Origin of the sequence: Acinetobacter sichuanensis, assembly GCF_003024515.2 — a bacterium.
In the GTDB taxonomy this organism is placed as follows: Bacteria; Pseudomonadota; Gammaproteobacteria; order Pseudomonadales; family Moraxellaceae; genus Acinetobacter; species Acinetobacter sichuanensis.
Genome location: NZ_PYIX02000019.1, coordinates 13,722 through 32,892 on the forward strand (window position 1 = coordinate 13,722; position 19,171 = coordinate 32,892).

The 19,171-nt window shown below is 32.9% G+C and carries 15 protein-coding genes; 8 read left to right on the plus strand and 7 right to left on the minus strand.

Annotated features, from left to right (window positions below):
- The first annotated feature begins 262 nt into the window (after positions 1 to 262).
- The 5 genes from C9E89_RS11990 to C9E89_RS12010 are packed head-to-tail and all read left to right on the plus strand — an operon-like array spanning position 263 to position 5,849.
- Positions 263 to 1,012 carry a hypothetical protein gene (locus tag C9E89_RS11990; protein WP_107008575.1) on the plus strand — a complete coding sequence of 250 codons (750 nt, stop codon included), beginning with the start codon at positions 263 to 265 and terminating at the stop codon, positions 1,010 to 1,012.
- Positions 1,013 to 1,918 carry a hypothetical protein gene (locus C9E89_RS11995; RefSeq protein WP_107008576.1) on the plus strand — a complete coding sequence of 302 codons (906 nt, stop codon included), beginning with the start codon at positions 1,013 to 1,015 and terminating at the stop codon, positions 1,916 to 1,918.
- Positions 1,905 to 3,158 (plus strand): glycosyltransferase family 2 protein, encoded by a 1,254-nt coding sequence (locus C9E89_RS12000; RefSeq protein WP_107008577.1) that lies wholly within the window; start codon positions 1,905 to 1,907, stop codon positions 3,156 to 3,158. The genes C9E89_RS11995 and C9E89_RS12000 overlap by 14 nt, the downstream gene beginning before the upstream one ends.
- On the plus strand, positions 3,155 to 5,008 hold the full coding sequence (locus C9E89_RS12005) for a hypothetical protein (protein ID WP_107008578.1): 1,854 nt from the start codon (positions 3,155 to 3,157) through the stop codon (positions 5,006 to 5,008). The genes C9E89_RS12000 and C9E89_RS12005 overlap by 4 nt, the downstream gene beginning before the upstream one ends.
- A gap of 52 nt (positions 5,009 to 5,060) precedes the next feature.
- The gene (locus C9E89_RS12010; protein ID WP_228199029.1) at positions 5,061 to 5,849 is read left to right on the plus strand and encodes an alpha-amylase family protein; all 789 of its coding nucleotides are present in this window, start codon (positions 5,061 to 5,063) and stop codon (positions 5,847 to 5,849) included.
- 2 nt (positions 5,850 to 5,851) lie between these two features.
- Here the strand turns inward: C9E89_RS12010 and wecB are convergent, their stop codons facing one another.
- The 5 genes from wecB to C9E89_RS12035 all read right to left on the minus strand — a co-directional run bounded on the left by wecB (position 5,852) and on the right by C9E89_RS12035 (position 11,964).
- Positions 5,852 to 6,982: a non-hydrolyzing UDP-N-acetylglucosamine 2-epimerase gene (wecB, locus tag C9E89_RS12015; RefSeq protein ID WP_107008580.1), complete on the minus strand. Its 1,131-nt coding sequence runs from the start codon at positions 6,980 to 6,982 to the stop codon at positions 5,852 to 5,854.
- A 2-nt stretch (positions 6,983 to 6,984) separates the two neighbouring features.
- Entirely contained in the window at positions 6,985 to 8,232 is a 1,248-nt protein-coding gene (locus C9E89_RS12020) for a tetratricopeptide repeat protein (protein ID WP_107008581.1), read from the minus strand.
- 262 nt (positions 8,233 to 8,494) lie between these two features.
- Positions 8,495 to 10,147: an AMP-binding protein gene (locus tag C9E89_RS12025; protein WP_107008582.1), complete on the minus strand. Its 1,653-nt coding sequence runs from the start codon at positions 10,145 to 10,147 to the stop codon at positions 8,495 to 8,497.
- Positions 10,148 to 10,216: 69 nt separating this feature from the next.
- Complete coding sequence (locus tag C9E89_RS12030) at positions 10,217 to 11,188, minus strand: ketoacyl-ACP synthase III (protein ID WP_107008583.1); 972 nt, start codon at positions 11,186 to 11,188, stop codon at positions 10,217 to 10,219.
- Positions 11,189 to 11,502: 314 nt separating this feature from the next.
- Positions 11,503 to 11,964, minus strand: a complete 462-nt coding sequence (locus C9E89_RS12035) for a nucleoside deaminase (protein ID WP_107008584.1) — start codon at positions 11,962 to 11,964, stop codon at positions 11,503 to 11,505.
- 735 nt (positions 11,965 to 12,699) lie between these two features.
- Here C9E89_RS12035 and C9E89_RS12040 point away from each other — a divergent pair.
- The 3 genes from C9E89_RS12040 (at position 12,700) to C9E89_RS12050 (ending at position 16,794) form a co-directional block, all read left to right on the plus strand.
- Positions 12,700 to 14,604, plus strand: coding sequence for a DEAD/DEAH box helicase family protein (locus tag C9E89_RS12040; protein ID WP_107008585.1), 1,905 nt, complete (start codon positions 12,700 to 12,702; stop codon positions 14,602 to 14,604).
- Between the two features lie 485 nt (positions 14,605 to 15,089).
- Positions 15,090 to 15,866: a ParA family protein gene (locus C9E89_RS12045; protein ID WP_107008631.1), complete on the plus strand. Its 777-nt coding sequence runs from the start codon at positions 15,090 to 15,092 to the stop codon at positions 15,864 to 15,866.
- A gap of 16 nt (positions 15,867 to 15,882) precedes the next feature.
- Positions 15,883 to 16,794: a ParB/RepB/Spo0J family partition protein gene (locus C9E89_RS12050; protein ID WP_107008586.1), complete on the plus strand. Its 912-nt coding sequence runs from the start codon at positions 15,883 to 15,885 to the stop codon at positions 16,792 to 16,794.
- Between the two features lie 59 nt (positions 16,795 to 16,853).
- On the opposite strand, the gene C9E89_RS12055 is transcribed toward C9E89_RS12050, so the two are convergent.
- Positions 16,854 to 17,744, minus strand: coding sequence for a LysR family transcriptional regulator (locus C9E89_RS12055; RefSeq protein ID WP_228199034.1), 891 nt, complete (start codon positions 17,742 to 17,744; stop codon positions 16,854 to 16,856).
- Between the two features lie 65 nt (positions 17,745 to 17,809).
- The gene (locus C9E89_RS12060; protein ID WP_107008588.1) at positions 17,810 to 19,171 is read right to left on the minus strand and encodes an MFS transporter; all 1,362 of its coding nucleotides are present in this window, start codon (positions 19,169 to 19,171) and stop codon (positions 17,810 to 17,812) included.

Genomic DNA, 19,171 nt, shown 5'->3' on the forward strand with positions numbered 1-19,171 from the left:
TAGAAAAAACCGACCGCTTTGGAATTCAATTTTTCTTTTAATCAAAAATTTGTACAAAAATGTATAAAATTATCCTAACAATTTTTCAAACTTCAAATATCTAAAATAAAAGTATATTGATCATCTGCATTCATAAATCATAAAGTTATAAAAAATTGTTGCTATAAATTATGAAATTTCAACAAATTTTCGGTGGTTATTTCTTCTATTTTACGTTAAAAAATAACCAATAACGAATATTTGAGCATTGATATTAATCGTAATGAAAATACGTACAGTGCAAACCACCATGTCGTGGATTCTCACGGCACATATTTTCATAGCAATTATTGCTTATGAATGGTTACCTGCATCTTTTCGAGGCAGTTGGATCTTTATTTTCTTGCTATTAATTGCAGGGAGTTTCTTAACTGTAGGATGGGCACTCATTCTCGGTTTGGTCACTTTTGTTGCTGTGGCTGTATACTTTCTTTTAGACTTAGCAAACCAAACCTATATTGAACGCCAATTATTATTACTGTTTATTATTCCGATTACACCTGTCTTACTGAGTGCGATCCGTCATAATTTACAAAGCAGTTTAGATAATTTCCAGTCAGTTGAAGTTTATCAACAAAAAATTCAATACGATGTTTTACCTTTGTCAGCCCTAGACAATGTCAAAACTGAACTGAATAAAATGCTCGAAAAAGCATTGATTCCACAATATGAAATCTTTCAAATCCTCATTACCAATCACAGTCTTATTGAAGATATGCTTGGTGCTGATGTCTGGAAAAACACACAAAATCAAATTATTGAAAAGTTAAATTGTCCTTCTAATGAAATTTCTTTTCATTTTATCAATCAAGAATTAAGTGAAATTTATAGCATAGTAATCCGCGATTCCAAACAACAGGAATATCCAAGTTTTATTCAAAATTTAAAAGATATCGCAACACTTCGTCTCAACATCAAACAAGAGATTATTCACAGCTCCTCAGTCAATCAAATGATATCAGGAGAGCGCTAAATGTCTGTCCTACTCAATGTATGTGGTCTGATTCTTTCTACTCAAACGATACCTGATATAACACTTATACAGTTTTATCAACAATACTACTATTGTGATATTCAAGTATTAGATCAAGAAGATACACCGCCTCTTGCTCCTCAATATCCTATTTCAGCCTATTTTCCAAATATTCGACAATGGTGGCCTGTCTTTACCATTGATCAAGTTGGCAGTGCCAGTTATAAACGCATCATTCAGCATGGCATTAAACCTGGGCTAATTTTGCCCAATGAATATTTTAACATCCGTAATTATTACAAAGCTAAAAAAGCAGTGAGCGAAGGTGCTATTCCTCTTGCACTTTATGAATCAAGACAGCCGCATTATTTTGCTTCTAAAGCAACGTTTTCTACTGCGATTGGCTTACGCCCTTTAGGTGCTTTTACCACCACAGGTTGGGACAATAATTTAAATCTGCAACCTGCAGGTACTTATATTGTTCAAAATCAAAATAACAATACCTTACCCTTACCCACACGTGAAATTCTAGATAGATCACATTATTTTTATCATGCTCAACAGAACACAGAACAAGGCAATGGCTATCAAGTAATTGTTAACCCTTCAACCTCGATCAGCTTAGATAATATTCGTTATCCAAAACTTGGAATTGCATGGACTTTTAATGACATTGATTACCTCAGTACACCTGAGCAAATTCAAACCAATGCTTTTGGTTATTTATTTATTATTTTAAGTACTGTTGTGATCCCTCTCGATTTTATTTTGCCACGTACTTATCCCGATGTACTGCGGTTTTTTGGCAGTTCGATATCTTGGATTTCCTTACTTTTAGGTGGCATTTTACTGCTCATTTTCATTGTTTCAATTTTTAGAAAAGTGAGATCTCATGGCGCCGATTGATATTTTATTTCTATTTGGATTTCTCGGGATATGGATACCACAAACCTTTTGGGCATGGTTGAGTTATCAAGCTTGGAAATATTCCAAAACAGCAGAACAGGAATTAAATCATCTTCCTGTTCCTGAAGAATGGCCATTTTTAAGTGTGCTCATTCCGGCGTATAACGAAGCTGTGGTCATTGAAGAAACTTTACATGCTATTGCGAAGCAAGACTATCCTGCTCATGCTTATGAGGTTTTACTCATTAATGATGGTTCTAAAGACAATACTCTAGAAATCGCTGAGCGCTTGGCTCAACAATATCCTTGCATTAAAATCGTGAATGTTCCTAAAGGCATGGGTGGTAAAGGGAAATCACGTACATTAAACAATGGTTTACCTCATGCAAAAGGTGAATTAATCGTGGTTTATGATGCCGATAGTACACCTGAGCCTAACTGTGTCAGACTTTTAGCTCAGACTTTACTTGCAGACAAAAAATTGGTCGCAGTCAATGGTAAAGTGAGAACGCGAAATTGGGATGATAGCCCTTTGACACGTTTTATTGCGATCGAATTTATTTTTTTCCAATGGATTTTCCAAGGTGGACGCTGGCAAAGTTTTGAACTTTCTACCTTAATGGGAACCAACTATGTGATTTGGCGTGATGTACTCGAAACACTTGGGGGCTTTGATGAAAAATCTCTCGTCGATGATACAGAAATGAGTTTCCGAATTTTTCTCGGAAAAAAAAGAATTAAATGGGTACCTTATGCAATCGGTTGGCAACAAGACCCACCTTCACTGAGTGTTTTTATTAAGCAACGTTCACGCTGGACACAAGGTAACTTTTACGTCACTCAGAAGTATTTACCTGTTGCAATTCGGACTCCTTTTCCAATTGGTATCGAAATTTTTAACAATATCATGTGCTATATCATGTTTGTGCCTGCATTAATCTGGAGTCATATCACGCTCATTATAGGGTTATTAGGTATTGCTGGTGTCAGTGTTCCAGGTCCATTCACCTTTTTATGGGCACTCTCTTTTCTGCTTTATGTCGCACAAATGTGGTTTACCCTTTCTTTGGAAAAAGCACCTACAAAATTATATGGTTATTCCGTTCTTTCTTATATTAGCTATTCGCAAATTTTTCTTTTTATCGTTGCCAAAGCGGCTTACGAGATGCTGAAAAATAAAATTCAGGGTAATTCTTTACAATGGTACAAAACAGAACGCAGTCAGGAGAAGAAAAAATGAATATTACATTCAATACCTTAAAACACTCATTACTCACTGCATTGACTTGCGCTAGTGTATTGATCGCACCAACAAGTTTTGCCATTACATGGCAACTGGATGATATTAATACCTCAACCAAATATACAGTTGAATCACATTATTTTTATGTAGGTAAAGGTTCGCAATGGCAAAATGTCAAATTTTCTGGAGATTATTCAGCCGAATACTACACAACATTGGTCATTAAATATGATGACAAGCTGATCTATAACACCACGCTGAATGGTAAAGGACAAGTTTCATTTCCAATTCCAGACAGTAATACAGGCTTTCATCGTTTAGATTTTATCTTACAGCAATACGCACCAGCTATTAAACAGGACTCCAATCGAACAAATTTTTGTCAGGAAGATGTTGATCGAGTAACTTATTTAACCAATTCAAAACTTGATTATGATCGTTATCGCCCTATTTATAAAATCAAGGATTTACCTGATGCTTTAGCCAACCCTCAATTGGTACGCCCCACTCCTTTTATTGGTTTATTGCAATACAATTCCAATAATCCACTTGAAGCAGCCATGTTGGCGCGTCTAGCAACAACAGTGAATTCAGTTACCCCTGTAGAATGGTATGAGCGAAAACTTCCTTTAGGTGTCACAGAAGCCCCAAGTTTTGCCCTCAAAATTGAGCCTGTAGATACACCGCTCATTGGTGGTGCACAAGCACATATTGGTGATGATAATGAACAAAAAATTCCTACTTTAACCATTCGTTATCATGAAGCGAAAGAATTAGAAGCAGCAATTAATGGTTTGACAAACCCTGATTATATTCGCCAGATCGACACAGCAGATGCATCACTGCCTTTATCGTTAGCTTCTCCAAAATGGGCAGAGTTTCGACAGTTCAACAACTTAGCAGATCTCGGTATTGCAGACTTCCGTTTAGGGCAAGCCAATAAGTCGCTATTTTTAAATTTTCCTGCTGTGTGGGATCCAACAGACATTTTACAAGGACAACTTGCGCTCAGAATACAAAGTGGCTTATTGCCTGGTTCAAATATCACCACATGGATTGATGAAGGCTTAGCAGGAAGTATGAAATTAGCAGAGCTGGGTTCAGACCCTGTTGATCACCAATTTAACTTTTTTGCTAAAAACGTTTCAAATTTAACAAATTATGACTTTAGAATAGAAAGTTCAATTATCACCAATAACCAATGTCTTCCATCGGCAAATGGCTCTATTTGGATTGACACCAAAAAATCAACTTTGACACTGCCTCATCGTTTAAAGAATGGTGTAGCTGCACTGTCTATGGCACTGGCAACCCATCCAAGTATTGCGATTGATCATCATGATGGTAGTCTTGGTATGGCGATTATTTCCATGCAGACTGCAAAGAAAATGCTCCTAGGCGCAGGTCCAATTCCTTTAAAAATTGTAGATCTAGAAGCTACTGAAAAACGTGCAGTAAATATTTTAGTGAACAAGAAAAAATATGATCAAATTCTTGCCATGCATCCAGACTTGATTTATCAGCCAACTTCGAGTCGTGGCTATATTGTCAATTATCATAATGATCAATATGAAGTGATTGCAGACTCGACCGAAGGTGCACAAACGTTTATGCGCACATGGTCTAAATTACAGCCGAGTATTCCTAATAATATTACATCTTTATTTGTTGCTGAAAATGGCAACTTCTATGTATTAGAAAAATTGATTATTGGAACACCAAAAGCACCTTTAGTACAGCAATCCTCCTTATTTATATTGATTGTTGGCATTATTTCTCTCATGATCATAGTCATGATAGTTTGGTGGTTTAAGCAGAGAAAAAATGCAAAAACGAAAAACAATTAAGATATATTACTTATCTTTTTTGACATTATTTTTAATGCTTACGGGTTGCGTTATGTTTCAACAACCAAATCATACACCTGCACATATTGTAGGTGTATTTTGGCAACCTGACTTAAAAACCACACCACCTCAAGGAAGTTGGCAACGTTTAGGTGCAACTACATTTATACCGCAATGGTCGATTGTCGATGCTCAAACATGGATGCAAGAACTTGATACTCCTCAATGGGAGAAAACTACAACATTAGCAAGTTTAAAGAAACAAGCTTGGGCAAAGCATATTATTTTAGGTTTATCTGGTGAATATAACGAAACCGAAGCCCGTAAAAATATCGCTTTGCATTATCAACAAGCACAAATCATTATGCAGAAAAATTTACCTGTTGATGATTATTATTTTCCTATTGAAGCCGATCCGAGTTGGTCAGATGTTTATAAACTTGGTGAAGCCTTAAAACAATTACCTCGTTCAGTTTGGGTCAGTATTTATAGTGCCGAGGTCGAACCTGTGCGTTATGATCACTGGGTCAAAAGTTGGTTACCTGAAAAAGATAAAGTGTTTTTTCAAGATGGTGTGGGGGTAGGTACTCGATCACCGACACAAGCTTTAAAAGTCTATGAAAACCTTGAAAAAAATTTAGGATCATCACGAACAGCAATTGTATTAGAGGCTTTTCGCCCTAAAGCACAAGGTGGATTTAGAGCGGCATATCCTTGGGAAATTATTCAACAACTCAAAGCTTATGAAGGCAAAACGGTCTACCTATTTGATGGTCCACATTATTTAAATCGTTGGACAGTTTATACCGTACAGCTTTGGTACAAGCTGCATTATGCATAATATTATTCTTCTGCAATTTTATCTAAAATTCTTTGCGCAGCTTGCCCATCCCCAAAAGGATTTTTAGCCTGCGCCATCGCATTATAATAATTTGGATCTGTCAGTAGTTTTTCAGCGTGTTCTATAATCAGTGCTGTATTGGTTCCAACCAATACCCCTGCTCCAACATGCAGAACTTCAGGTCGTTCAGTCGTATCACGTAAAATGAGTACAGGCTTATGAAAAGACGGGCTTTCTTCTTGTAATCCACCTGAATCCGTCATAATAAATATTGAACGCTCAATCACTGCCAATAAACTAGGATAATCTAATGGTTTAACCAAGTGGACTTGTCGATGTTCTGCAAAACGTTGCTGTACCACATCATGCACTGCTGGATTCAGATGAACTGGCCATACAAAATGTAAAAATGGATGCTGTGTAATGAGTTTTTCAACCGCATCACAAATATGTTGAATACCTTCACCAAAGTTTTCCCGACGATGTGCTGTAATTAAAACCACCTGATCTTGTTCATCAAGAATAATGTTTTGTTGTTTAAGTAAATCCTGATGACTCAGATCTTGTTGTATCAGCTTTCTTCCAAGGTGAACGGCATCAACTACTGTATTTCCAGTTACCGTAATTTTTTCAGTAGCAATATTTTCATTTAAAAGGTTATTTTTAGAAAGTTCAGTCGGGGCAAAGTGCCATGTGGTTATTCTTGAAACGATTTGGCGATTGCCCTCTTCTGGAAATGGATGATCCAAATCATAAGAGCGCAGCCCTGCCTCTACATGTGCAACTGGAATTTTCATGGCAAAAGCCACTAAACCCGCAGCAAGTACAGTGGTGGTATCCCCTTGTATGATCACTGCATCTCGTTTTTTTCCATCATTAAAAACATCTTCAAGTTGAGTTAAACCATGCCCCAACAATTGATTTAAAGTCTGACCTGCATGCATCATGTGTAAACGTTGATCAATTTTAATCTGAAAAAACGTGATTGCATCTCGAATCAATTCATCATGTTGTCCTGTAAAGATCACCTCAACCTCAAAACAGGGATCACGCTGAGCCAATAAAATCACTGGTGCAAGTTTGATCAGTTCAGGACGTGTACCAAAGACAATCGAAATCAATTTTTTTGACATGTTTAAAAATCCTTATAAAGCACCATTTCCACACGTGTATTGTTGTAGTGATCTTGTCCATTGTTATCATCTTTTAGATAATATCCATATAGACGTTCTAAACGTAATTTCACAGGAAGATAATTAAAAGGTTGCCAAGCTATTCCTGGACCAACTTCAAACAGGTTGTTATAACTTTCACCTTCACTATCGGCTAATGTATGTAATTTGGCATAGGCTTGTACTGTGCCCACCTCTCCACGATACAAATTAAAACCTGAACGTAATCTTAAGTCAGCGATGACGTTATAGTCTTCTCTAGAATAGGTCGCGACATTGCCATAAAAATCTGTAAAATAATCATTGAAAATATGTCGTTGTTCAATATTAGGATTGGCATACCACTCTTGATACGCTGCTGCGCCAGCAGTAATACTTTCTCTAAATTTTGAACGTGTTTTTTGGGGATTGTTATTCTCAGGTCGATCAATCAAATCATAACTTCCACCCACTTCTGCATAAAAGCGCATAGGAACAGTTTGCCAAGGCTGATAATTTACACCGAATCCCGCAACGACGGCATTTTCATCAAAAATTTTAGTTTCGGCACTATTGCTGTTATTCAAACCTGTAGATTGTGTATCTCGATTAAAACTTAAAAAACCATAAAGCTGCGCGCGCCCTTGATTATAATTTTTACCATACCGTATTTTTAAAGGAAAAATCCCATCATCGAAGCGTGATTCATAAGAAGGGGCAAAATAAATATCTTTAAATGTTGATTTTACTGCAGTTCCACCACTTAAATTATTTACCGCCTGATTTGCCTTTTCAGCAATATCCGTTTGCTTTGAATGGGTTAGCTTTTTAAATATAGGTAATGCTTCATCATTACGTTGTAATTGATTTAATAAATAAGCTTGTTGTAACTGCAACTGTTCATCTTCAGGCGCTAACTGTGTTGCACGTGTCACACTGAACAAAGCTTGCTCAGGCTTTTGCTCTCTAATTTGTAAATAAGTTAAACTTTTCCAGACTTTAATATCTTGTGGTGTTAATTGGCTCAGCTCATTGAGAATTTCTTCAGCTTGCTTAGAATCTGTTTGTTCTATCTTATAAAAATGATCCCAACGATCATAAATAGGATTACCTGGTTTATAGTCCCCAACCAAATCTGCTGCATAGACTTGCGTATTTAAAAAAGTAAAACTAGACACCGTACAACCTACAAATGCCATACAAGGTATCAATAATTTAAAGGAGTTTTTCATTTCAAACTTCCAATGGAAACTCATATGAGTATATGATTTTTTTAATAAAAATTAATCAATTTTTAATCAATACAACATTTTTTTTCAAAAATTAAAATAATTTTACATGTCACTTTGAAATTGATTTTTTAGAAAAATAATATTCTATATGAAAAAATTGGAAAAATATTGATCATAATCAATGCTTAAAATAAATATGATAATTCACAATATTCTTCCAACTTTATCAATATTTTATATAGAAAATACTTTAAACATAAATTCAGATTTTTTCTAAATGTTGTTTTTCAAGCATTTTCTTTAATTTAAACTTTTGAATTTTTCCTGATGGTGTCATTGGCATTTCATCAACAATTTCTAAAAACTCAGGAATATATTGCAGTGCGACCTTTCGATCTTGTAAAAATTTAACAATATCTTGTACAGTTAACTGTTCATTTATATTATTTAATTTAATTACCGCACAAGCACGTTCTCCCAATCTAGCATCAGGATATGGGACTAAAGCAACAATAGAAATATTAGGATGTTGATATAAAAGAGATTCTATTTCAGCAACAGGAATATTTTCTCCGCCACGAATAATTAAATCTTTCTTACGCCCACAAATGCGTATATAGCCCTGATCATCTTGAACCGCAATGTCTCCAGTATCAAGCCATCCATCTAAATCAGTACTATTTAAATGAGGACGTTTTAAATATCCACCAAAATTTGAGCAAGCACGAACCATCAAATTCCCTGATATATTTGCTGTGACCCTCTGCCCTTGTTCATCTACTATCTTTACCTCCATGCCTTTTAAAGCAATACCATCTGTATTATATGCACGCTCCTCATGATCACTCAGCATTGTTGTCGTAACAGCACCGCACTCTGTCATTCCCCAAGCTGAGATAATTTTCACTTGTAATGCTTCATATGCTTTTTGCACCAAAGACTGAGGAATAGGCGCACCAGCACATAAAAAGGTCTTTAATGTATCAATAGAATTCTTTTTTTGACTTTCAATAATATAACAGGACAAGTCATTTAAAAATGGAGTTGATGCCATAGTGAAACTGACTTGTTGGGCTTCAATCAATTCAACTGCTTTAGCTGTATCCCAAATATCTTGTAAAACAACTTTAGCTTTGAGTTCTATAGGCATAATCAAGCCATACATAAAACCTGTTTGATGCGCCATCGGTGAAGGCATTAAAATAACATCATCTTCCATTAATTCCATACGTTCAGCATAAGGAATAATATTAGAATATAAAGTATTTGAAGAGTGCATCACTCCCTTAGGCTCACCTGTTGTGCCCGAAGTAAAAATTAATTGCGTGATATCATCTGCACTGCTTTCAATTTTCTCAATACGATTAAATTTTTTTTCTAAACCATGTTTAATCAATTTCTGATCAAAACTATTTTCATCATCCCCGTCAACAACAATAATATGTTCTAAGGTCTCAATCTCAGATTTTAATTTATAAGCTAATTGTTCATGGTTAAATTTTCTAAAAACTTTAGGTACAATCAACATTTTTGCTTCTGAATGCTTCAACATAAATGTTAATTCGTTTTCCCTGAAAATTGGCATTAATGGATTAATGACCGCACCAATTCGACAGCATGCTAAATATAAAATGGTGAATTCCCACCAATTTGGCAATTGACATGAAATAACATCATCTTTACCAATTCCTAAAGATTGTAAACCTAAAGCAACTTTATGGCTTAAGTCCCACAATTCTTGATAAGTAAATTGTTTTTCAATATTTTTTTCAAATTTAAAACTGACTAAAGCAGTTTTATTTGGACATTGTTCATATGCCCTTTGTAAAGAATCAATTATTGTTTTGTCTAACCAAAGTCCAGCATTAATCATCTGATTACGTCTTGGTGCAATAAGCTCAGCATCAAAATTCATTTTGAGATTCCTTTTCATAGTCATGAAAATTCAAATGTGTTATGTCATTTATTTTTACTTAAATTAATTTTAAAGCTTCCATAACATCACACCAGCTTGATATCCTGCTCCAAGTGTCCAAAAAACGATGATATCGTCCTTTTTTAACAATCCCTTTTCTAATCTACTTTTATAAGCAAGAAAAAAACTACTCACTCCTGTATAACCATATTGATCTCCAATGTACTCAATTTTTTCAGTTGGTAATTTCAACTTTTCCTGAAGAATATCAATATTTGATTTAGTAAATTGTGATAATAAAAAACATGAAATATCATCTATTTTTAAATTATTATTTTTTAATAATTGCTGTAAAGCTTCTGCTGCAAACTCAACACTTTCTACTCCAGAAAATGGTGACCAATGAATTTTGTCATCTTTATGACTTTGAGATAAACCTTGAGGTGGATAAACAATAGTATCCTTAAAGCTACTATCTGTTTGATATAATCTATCAATCATCCCTGACTTTTCAGGCGTTTTCTCTAAAATGATTGCTGCTGCTGCATCACCAACAATTGTAGATGGAATAGGCGTTTTTTCATCTCCAATTTTACTCAGATAATCAGAACCTATCACTAAAGCCCGTTGATAACTCTCCTTAGAACCTAATAAAATGGAGGCTTGTTCTAAAGCTACAAACATTCCTAAACAATTTGCATTAATATCGAAACAAATACACTCCTTCTTCACACCTAATTGAGCATGTAAAATTAATGCATTGGTTGGAGATAAAAACTCTAATGTTGTAGAGGAAAAGATAATAATATCAATATCATTCCCTGTTATATTATGGTTTTCTAATGCTCTTTTTGAAGCTGTAATCGCCATTGTTAATGAGTTTTCATTTTCATCATTAATGACAAATCTTTTCTCCCTTCCTACTTTTTCAAAAATTTCACTCAACATTTTTTTATTTTCAAATTTATTAAAATAATAACTGTTGTCTCTTGATGTAATTGGATGATAAGTACCCACAGCAGCAATTTTAATACCGTCCATAATATGACCTAATATTTAAAAAAATAGACTATGCGTGATTTATCATGTTAAAGCGATAGTAAACTATAAAGACCATTGTAAATAAATGTTATTAAAATCATTGGCTTGAAAGTTTATTAAATATTTTTAAATTAAGTTTTATCATTTGAGAAATCAGTAATATTATTCTTAATAAAAGTAAATTAATTGACAAATAAAAATTAACTTTTAGATCAAATTTATTAAAATAAACAAGCCTATTCATTAAACCAACAGTCTTGTTTAATAGAAAGTTTTATATTTTTTATATAATTAAATTTAAAAATATATTGAAATCAAGATTTCCAATACGCATATAAATGTGGTTTATCTTCAAAACGTACAGGTACATATTCAATATTCATTGATTGTTCTTCAAAAGGTTTTGCTAGATCTTCATAAATTACTTGAGTTGATAAACCATACTGTTCTGCATCTGCATTTGAGTGTGCATAATATACTGATTCAATACCAGCCATACGCATTGCTGCCATACACATTGGACATGGTTGTCCGCTAGCAAAAACTGAACAGCCATTAAGATTAGCTGTATTCAAATTTTGACTTGCAGCGCGAATTGCTAATAATTCAGCATGTGCTGTTGGATCATTTGTAATCAGAATTTGATTTACACCAGTAGCAATAATTTTATTATTATTTACTAACACAGCACCAAAAGGTCTTCCTCCTTTTTGAGCATTTTCATAAGCTAACTCAATTGCTTGTTTAAGAAAAAACGTTACATCTTCAACTTTCATATTTTATTTAACCTATTTCCATAAAGAAATTATTATTTCTCTAAAACATTATAAATTTCAATAATTTTTTTAAAACATAAATTGAAGTAAGTTAGAATAGCCCAGTTATCTTAAATCAATAAGTTTTTTTTAACAATCTAAATATTTTTAAATTTAAAGTTGTTGATAACTTTTATTTTATTTTTCTAAATTAATAATAGTAATAAGGAAATGTCAAAAAAATTAGACAATATTTTTTTAATTATTTAATAAAAACAATGGTTTAATTCATTTATTAGCATTCTAAAATTTGTCTAATTTTTTTAGAGAGTTTTAGTTATTTTATTTGATTTTTAAATTTAAACTTTGAAGTGTTGTTGCGACTTATCCACATTATTTTTGTTTCCCATAAAGACAGAGCAACGACAGATTCAAAGTGCTACTTATAACATTAATAAATATTAACATGTATATTTATGAATCATTTTTAAATATCAAATGTTAGATCAGGAAATTTTTTTGTCTAATTTTTTCTAAAAAACTGCTATTTTTCGTAATGAAATGCTAAATTTATTAGACACATAAAATTATAAAAATAATTATATATCAATTAGTTAGTTTAAAAAATATGCTTTAAATGTCAAAAAAAATAGTTTGACATTAATCTATTCATTTAGTAGAGTTCTTTATCATATGAAAAAGCGTAATGATATTGCTTTAGATGAAAATAGAAGACCTAGTTAGGTATATGGATAAATGGATTACCAAAGTTTAATTATTGACAATACAGTAAGTATTCAGGAATGTATTTCAGAAAATACAATAACAATACATGCTGGTGATTCATCTAAGCGTTTATCAGATTTAATCCATGACTTTCCTGATAATTGTTATATCAATAAACAAATAACAGGATGTGGTGGTACAACTTTAGTATTGAGAAATAATGTAGATTATGTTGTTTTAGTACCTTATGTAAATTTATTAAAATCTAAAGTTGCTGATAATGAACATATTAATACAATAAATTTAATTAAACGTGGTGGGAAATGGGTTGATAATGATGATGAAATTACTGCTCAATTAACTGATCGCTCAAAACCAAGAAAAATAATATGTACTTTTGATTCACTACCTGCATTAATGAAAATTAAAGGATTTATTCCAAAAGAATTTAAGTTATTGGTTGATGAATCACATACATTAGTCAATTTAGGTTCATTTAAAGCTCCAAAATGCGAATATATTTTACAAAATTACTCTAAATTTCAAGCTTTTGTATTTTTAACCGCGACGCCAACAAAAAGAGAATATTTTCCTGACATGATTAGTCACTTACCTTTGTGTACGATTGAATGGGAAAACGTTAGAGTTGTAAAATTTAATTTACAAAGATTAGAAAAAGGAATAAGTATTAACAATGCCCTCTTTAACTTATGTTTAAGTTATTTATTGGGTCGTGAAGAAGGTAATGCACATATATTTTATAACTCCGTAAATGAAATCACAAAAGTTATGGAGTGGTTAAGTAAAATAGTGGGTACAGATGGAAAAGCTGTCTTTAATCGTGATGATATTCGTCTAATTTGCTCTAAATCTGCTAAAAATGAAAGTAAATTAGACACAAAATTAGGTGCATGGGGCTTAGTTGATGATGTTGTAGAAAAGCCTGTAGGAAAGTTGAATTTTTATACAAGTACAATGTTTGAAGGATCTGACATTTTTGATAGCAAAGGTAAAACATATATTATTATTAATGGTTTACGAGATTATACAAAAGTTGATTTTCACGTTTTAATTCCTCAAATTTGTGGGCGTATCCGTGATACACAATATAGTGAATATGTAAATATTTTACTCAGTAATGTACCTGAAGTTGCAAGCTGTACAAAAGATGAATGGCAATCGACAGTATTAACTAAAATTAAAGGCTCAAATGATTTATTAGAAGCATTGAACAGCCCAGTAAATAAAGATAAACCTGCTGTAGTAAAAGCTTTATTAGATAGTATTGGTAAAGATCCATACATATTTTTAAATGATGATACTAAACAATTTTATGTATCAGATGTTGCATTAAAGTCAGAGCTACAATCTTATGAAGCCATGGAAGCAACCTATGTTGTACGTGATGTTGAAGGTGTCGATCATAATGTTTCAGGATATTCAGCATCATTTCGTGAATTATTAAATGATGAGTCAAAGCAAGTTCAATTTACTAGCCCGATTTCAGGAATGTCTAAATTACTCAGTGGCTATCAAAGCTTTAGTGAAACTATGCAAGAATATGTAGAAGCTAGAGAAAAACCAGATGAGCAAATTTATACATTAATAGATGCAAGAAATATGATTTTTAATAAATACTATATTTCTTTGGGTGCAGAAAAAATAAAAGCCTTACGCTTTAGAAGTAAAGATATTTCTGAGCTTTATGAAGCTGAATTTGCAACTTCTGATAATAAACGTACGATTCAGGCAAGGTTAGCACTAAGAAATGGTGAGTTTATTTCAAATGTAGATGCTAAAGAAAAGCTCAGAACGATTTATGAAGCCTTGGAAATTAATAAAGCAGCAAAAGCAAAAGATTTATTTGATTGGTATGATTTAAAACCAACCAAAGTTAAAGGTGTGAATGGCTTAATTGTGACTAAAATTAAATAAGAAAGTAAATCGTTAGCTTAGAAAGCGTTTTTCAATAAATTTAAAAAGCTAACATTTTATTGTTATTGAAAAGTTCGGTTTGAATAAACTTGATACTTAGTTAGCTATTGAATCATTTTATATTCATGAAAAAATCTTTCATACAATTTATCGCGAAGGAGATTTCATTTATTAGTGAATTTAATTGGCAGAATGGTTTATTTCTTTTTTAGAGTAAGAAATAAACTCTGTTAAATAGCAAATTGAAATTCAGAAAATTTATGATAATAAAAGCTGTAGCAAGTTGCTACAAGTGTATTATGATTGATGAGCGTAAAATTCAGCTTAAAAATATTTAATCAATTTTATGCTTCATACCGAGATTTTATCATTTAAATGTATAGCCATTTTACAGCATGGCACGACTTTAATATGAATTAAGTGTAGCAAGTTGCTACAAACTTGACTATATTACAATAACTCAAATGAGGTTTATTATGATTGGTATATCAACTAAAGTCATTGCTGTGGCAAACCATAAAGGCGGTTGTGGAAAAACTACAACAGTAGTTCATCTTGCAGCCGAATTAGCAGATTTAGGAAATAAGGTATTAGTGATTGACTTAGACCCGCAAGCCAATGCGAGTTTACACATAGGATTACGTCATCCTAGTGAAGTAGAAACAACGTCTGCTGAACTTTTGGTTGGAGACTTAAGCTTACTATCAGATGCTTTAGAAGAAGAAACAAACTTTAAAAATGTTTCACTTATTTATGGTTCACTTAACTTAGGTAAAACAGAAGATCAACTCAAAGATGATGCTGCAAGACCATCAGAGGAACTTTCTAGTAAGTTAGAACTACTTAAAGGTTTATATGACTATATTTTGATAGATTGCCCACCAAGTTTAAAATTATTAACGAGTAATGCTTTAGCTGCATCTACACATGTCATTATACCAATTGAATCAGGATCTCAATATGGTTTATATGGTGTTACTGACCTAATTAATCATTTAAGTAAAATTCGCAGAATAAATCCTGAGTTAAAGTTGTTAGGTGCATTACTCATTAAACATGATGAACGCCAGAACGTCTGTAAATTGATTCGAGATGAAGCTTCTACTCAAGTGGGTGAATTGCTCAATACCACTATTCCAATGAGTACTAAAGTGAATCAAGCAGCTATTTTGCAGCAATCACTTCTTGTCTTGGATAAAAATACTAAAGTTAGAAAATCTTTTCAGCAACTTGCTAAAGAAATTGTAAGTCGTGTGAAATAAGACTTTTGAGGATATTATGGTCAGTACTAAAGAACTTTTAGCGCAACGTTTGCAACAAAATACACAAAAGCATCAACTTGCACAAAAAGAACATGTTAATGATGTCAAAGAGTTACGTCGCAATGTTCAAATTAATGATATACAACCCAGCCCAAATCAACCCCGTAAAGTCTTTAATCAGAATGATATTGAAGAATTAGCTGCATCAATTGAAGAGATCGGTTTATTACAGCCTATAGCAGTGCGCAGACTACACGATAAATATGAGCTGATTGCGGGTGAGCGTAGATTAAGAGCACATCAATTTTTAAATAAAAATATCATTGAAGTTATTGTGATTGATGCTTCAGATGAAGATGTTGCCTTATTAACATTAGCTGAAAATTTAAAACGTGAAGATCTAACAGATTATGAAATTTATGTTGGACTAAATGGTTTAGATGAAAAGTTAAAAAAGAATAAGCAAAAGTTAGCTAAATCTTTAGGTATGAATCGTGAAGATATGTATAAATATCTTTCGTTTGAAAAATTACCTAAAGAACTTATTGATGATTTAGAACAACAGCCAGCATTACTTGCGCGAACTGCTGCAACAGCAGTCAAAAAGTTTTTATCAGATTATGTAGAGCATGATTTTGCTAAGGCTGCTTTATTGGAAGCATGGCAAAAACTACTGAATAAAGAAGTTGAACAAACGAAACTTGCGTTATTTGCAGAGAAAATTTTAAAGTCAAAGCAGACCAAGCAACCCATAAAAACCTCGATTGTACATAAAATTGAATATGATGGAAAAGTTGCAGGTAATATTAAATTTGATCACAGTACTTTAAAAGTATCTCTAAAAATGAATGAGCTTGATGAAAAAAGTTTGTCAGATTTAGAGCAATTTTTAAAAAACTTGCTGATAAAGAATAAAAAATCAGTGTAGCAATTTGCTACACTTTTTAAAATGAACAAACAAAAAATTAAATGTAAGCGTAGTGTTATTTATAAAGTACTAAAAATATTTTTTAAAATTGAACAAAACCATTTACGAGCTTCTACATCATCTCTATGGTTATACCAGTTTACACTGACATTAAAAGGTCGAACTTCAAAAGGAAGCTGAAAAATATTTACATCAGTATTGCTTTGATATACGGCAGCAGCGCGTGAAGGTAAGGTAACTAAAAGATCAGAGTTCTTAACAATATTTTCTAATACACTAAAATGTGGAACTTCTAACATAATTTTTCTACTATAACCTAGCTCTTTAATTCTTTGATCAATTTCAATATGACCCGTAGATGATTTAATTGAAATATGCCTTTCATAAAGGTATTGGGTTAAGTTAAGCGCTGTTTGAATACGAGGATGGTTTTTATTGGCAATACAAACATAATGCTCTTCAAATAAATTACGAGACTCAATTTGCGGCATAATGGTGTAGCTGCTATTAAATACAGCAACATCTATAAAACCTTCTATTAGCCATTCTTCGACTTTATCTGAATGGATTTCTTCAATTTCTAATTTTATGTTTGGTGCATGTTGAACAAGATATTGCATTAAAGATGGTAATAAACAGATTTCACCTAGATCAGAAACACCTAAACGGAAAGTTTTATTTGATGTGAATGGGTCAAAGTTTTTTGCTGAATCAATTGCAAGATCGATTTTGACAATTGACTCATAAAAAGTAGGATAAAGATTTTCAGCCAGCTTCGTGGGTTTAACACCAAATTTATCACGTATAAAAAGAGGATCATTTAAAGTTTTACGTAAACGATTTAAATTATAGGTCACAGAAGGTTGGCTGAGGTTTAAACGTTCGGCTGCATGGCTAATATTTTTAGTTTGATAAATAATGATAAAGACTTTAATTAAACTCAGATCAATCAATTTTGTATCCCTATAAACTTTGACATTAAAAAAGAGGGCTATTGCCCTCTTGTCACATACTGTCAATAAGCAATTTTACTATCAATGCATGTTTCCTTTGCAATTCGTTTATTACGCAGATAAATTGCAGTAACACTAAATACCGCAATCATACATGGGATTGCCAAAGCAATAAAATTATATTGTACGGGAAGGTTTAGACTCAGTAGCCAACCACATAAAATTGGACCTAAAATCGCGCCTAAACGTCCTACGCCTAATGCCATTCCTAAACCAGTAGCACGAATATTAGGAGCATAATATTGCGACATATAAGCAAGTAATAAAATTTGTCCGCCAATCGATGCTGCTCCTGCAATGGCAACACAGAGATATAAAAGCATTGTAGGCAAACTATAACTTAATAAAAATAAAGAAATGGCTCCACTTACAAATAAGATCAGCAATACTTTGGGTAGACTGAATTTATCAGCAAAAAAACCACCAAAGATAGCACCTAACATACCACCAATATTGAGTGCAAATAAAAAGACGAGACTTGTTGATAAATCATAGCCAGCTTCAATCATTAATTTAGGCAACCAATTTCCTAAAGCGTAAACTAAAACAAGAGCCATAAACACACTTGCCCAAAACAATAGTGTTGTGATTCCTCGACTTTCAGAAAACAGGTCTTTTAATGGTGACTGTGATGATTGTTGATTTTCTTGATGTAAATGTACTCTTGTATCAAGATTAGTTTGAATATTAGGATCAATTTGCTTTAAAATTTTTAATGCTTGCTCATTTTTTTGTTGACGTACTAAATAGTCAATTGACTCAGGTAGAAGTTTCCAAATGATAGGCAAAAGAATCAAAGGTAATCCACCTAAAAGGAACATGATTTTCCAACCATAGACAGGAACAAGCCACATTCCTAATAAAGCAGAGCACATTCCTCCTACTGCATAACCACTGAACATAAGTGAAACTAGTGTAGATCTGAGTCTTTTTGGCGCATATTCAGTCATCAGCGTAATTACGTTTGGCATAACACCACCTAAACCTAATCCTGCGAGAAAACGATAAAATCCAAATTCATTTGGTGATGAAGAAAAGCCACATAACACCGTACAACCACTAAAAATAATAATACATACTGCAATTAATTTTTTACGACTGAAGCCATACTTCTCTAATTTATCGCTTAAACTTCCAAAAATAATGGCACCAAACATCATGCCAAAAAGTGCTAAACTTCCTAAAAATCCAGCAGTCATGGGGTCAATTTGCCACTCGTGCATAAGCTTAGGTAGAGCAACACCATAAATGACCAAGTCATAACCATCAAAGATAATAATAAGCGCGCTGAGTAAAATTACACGCCAATGAATACCTTTAAGTTTAGCATGATCAATAATTTCGTTTGCATTTAATGTATTCAT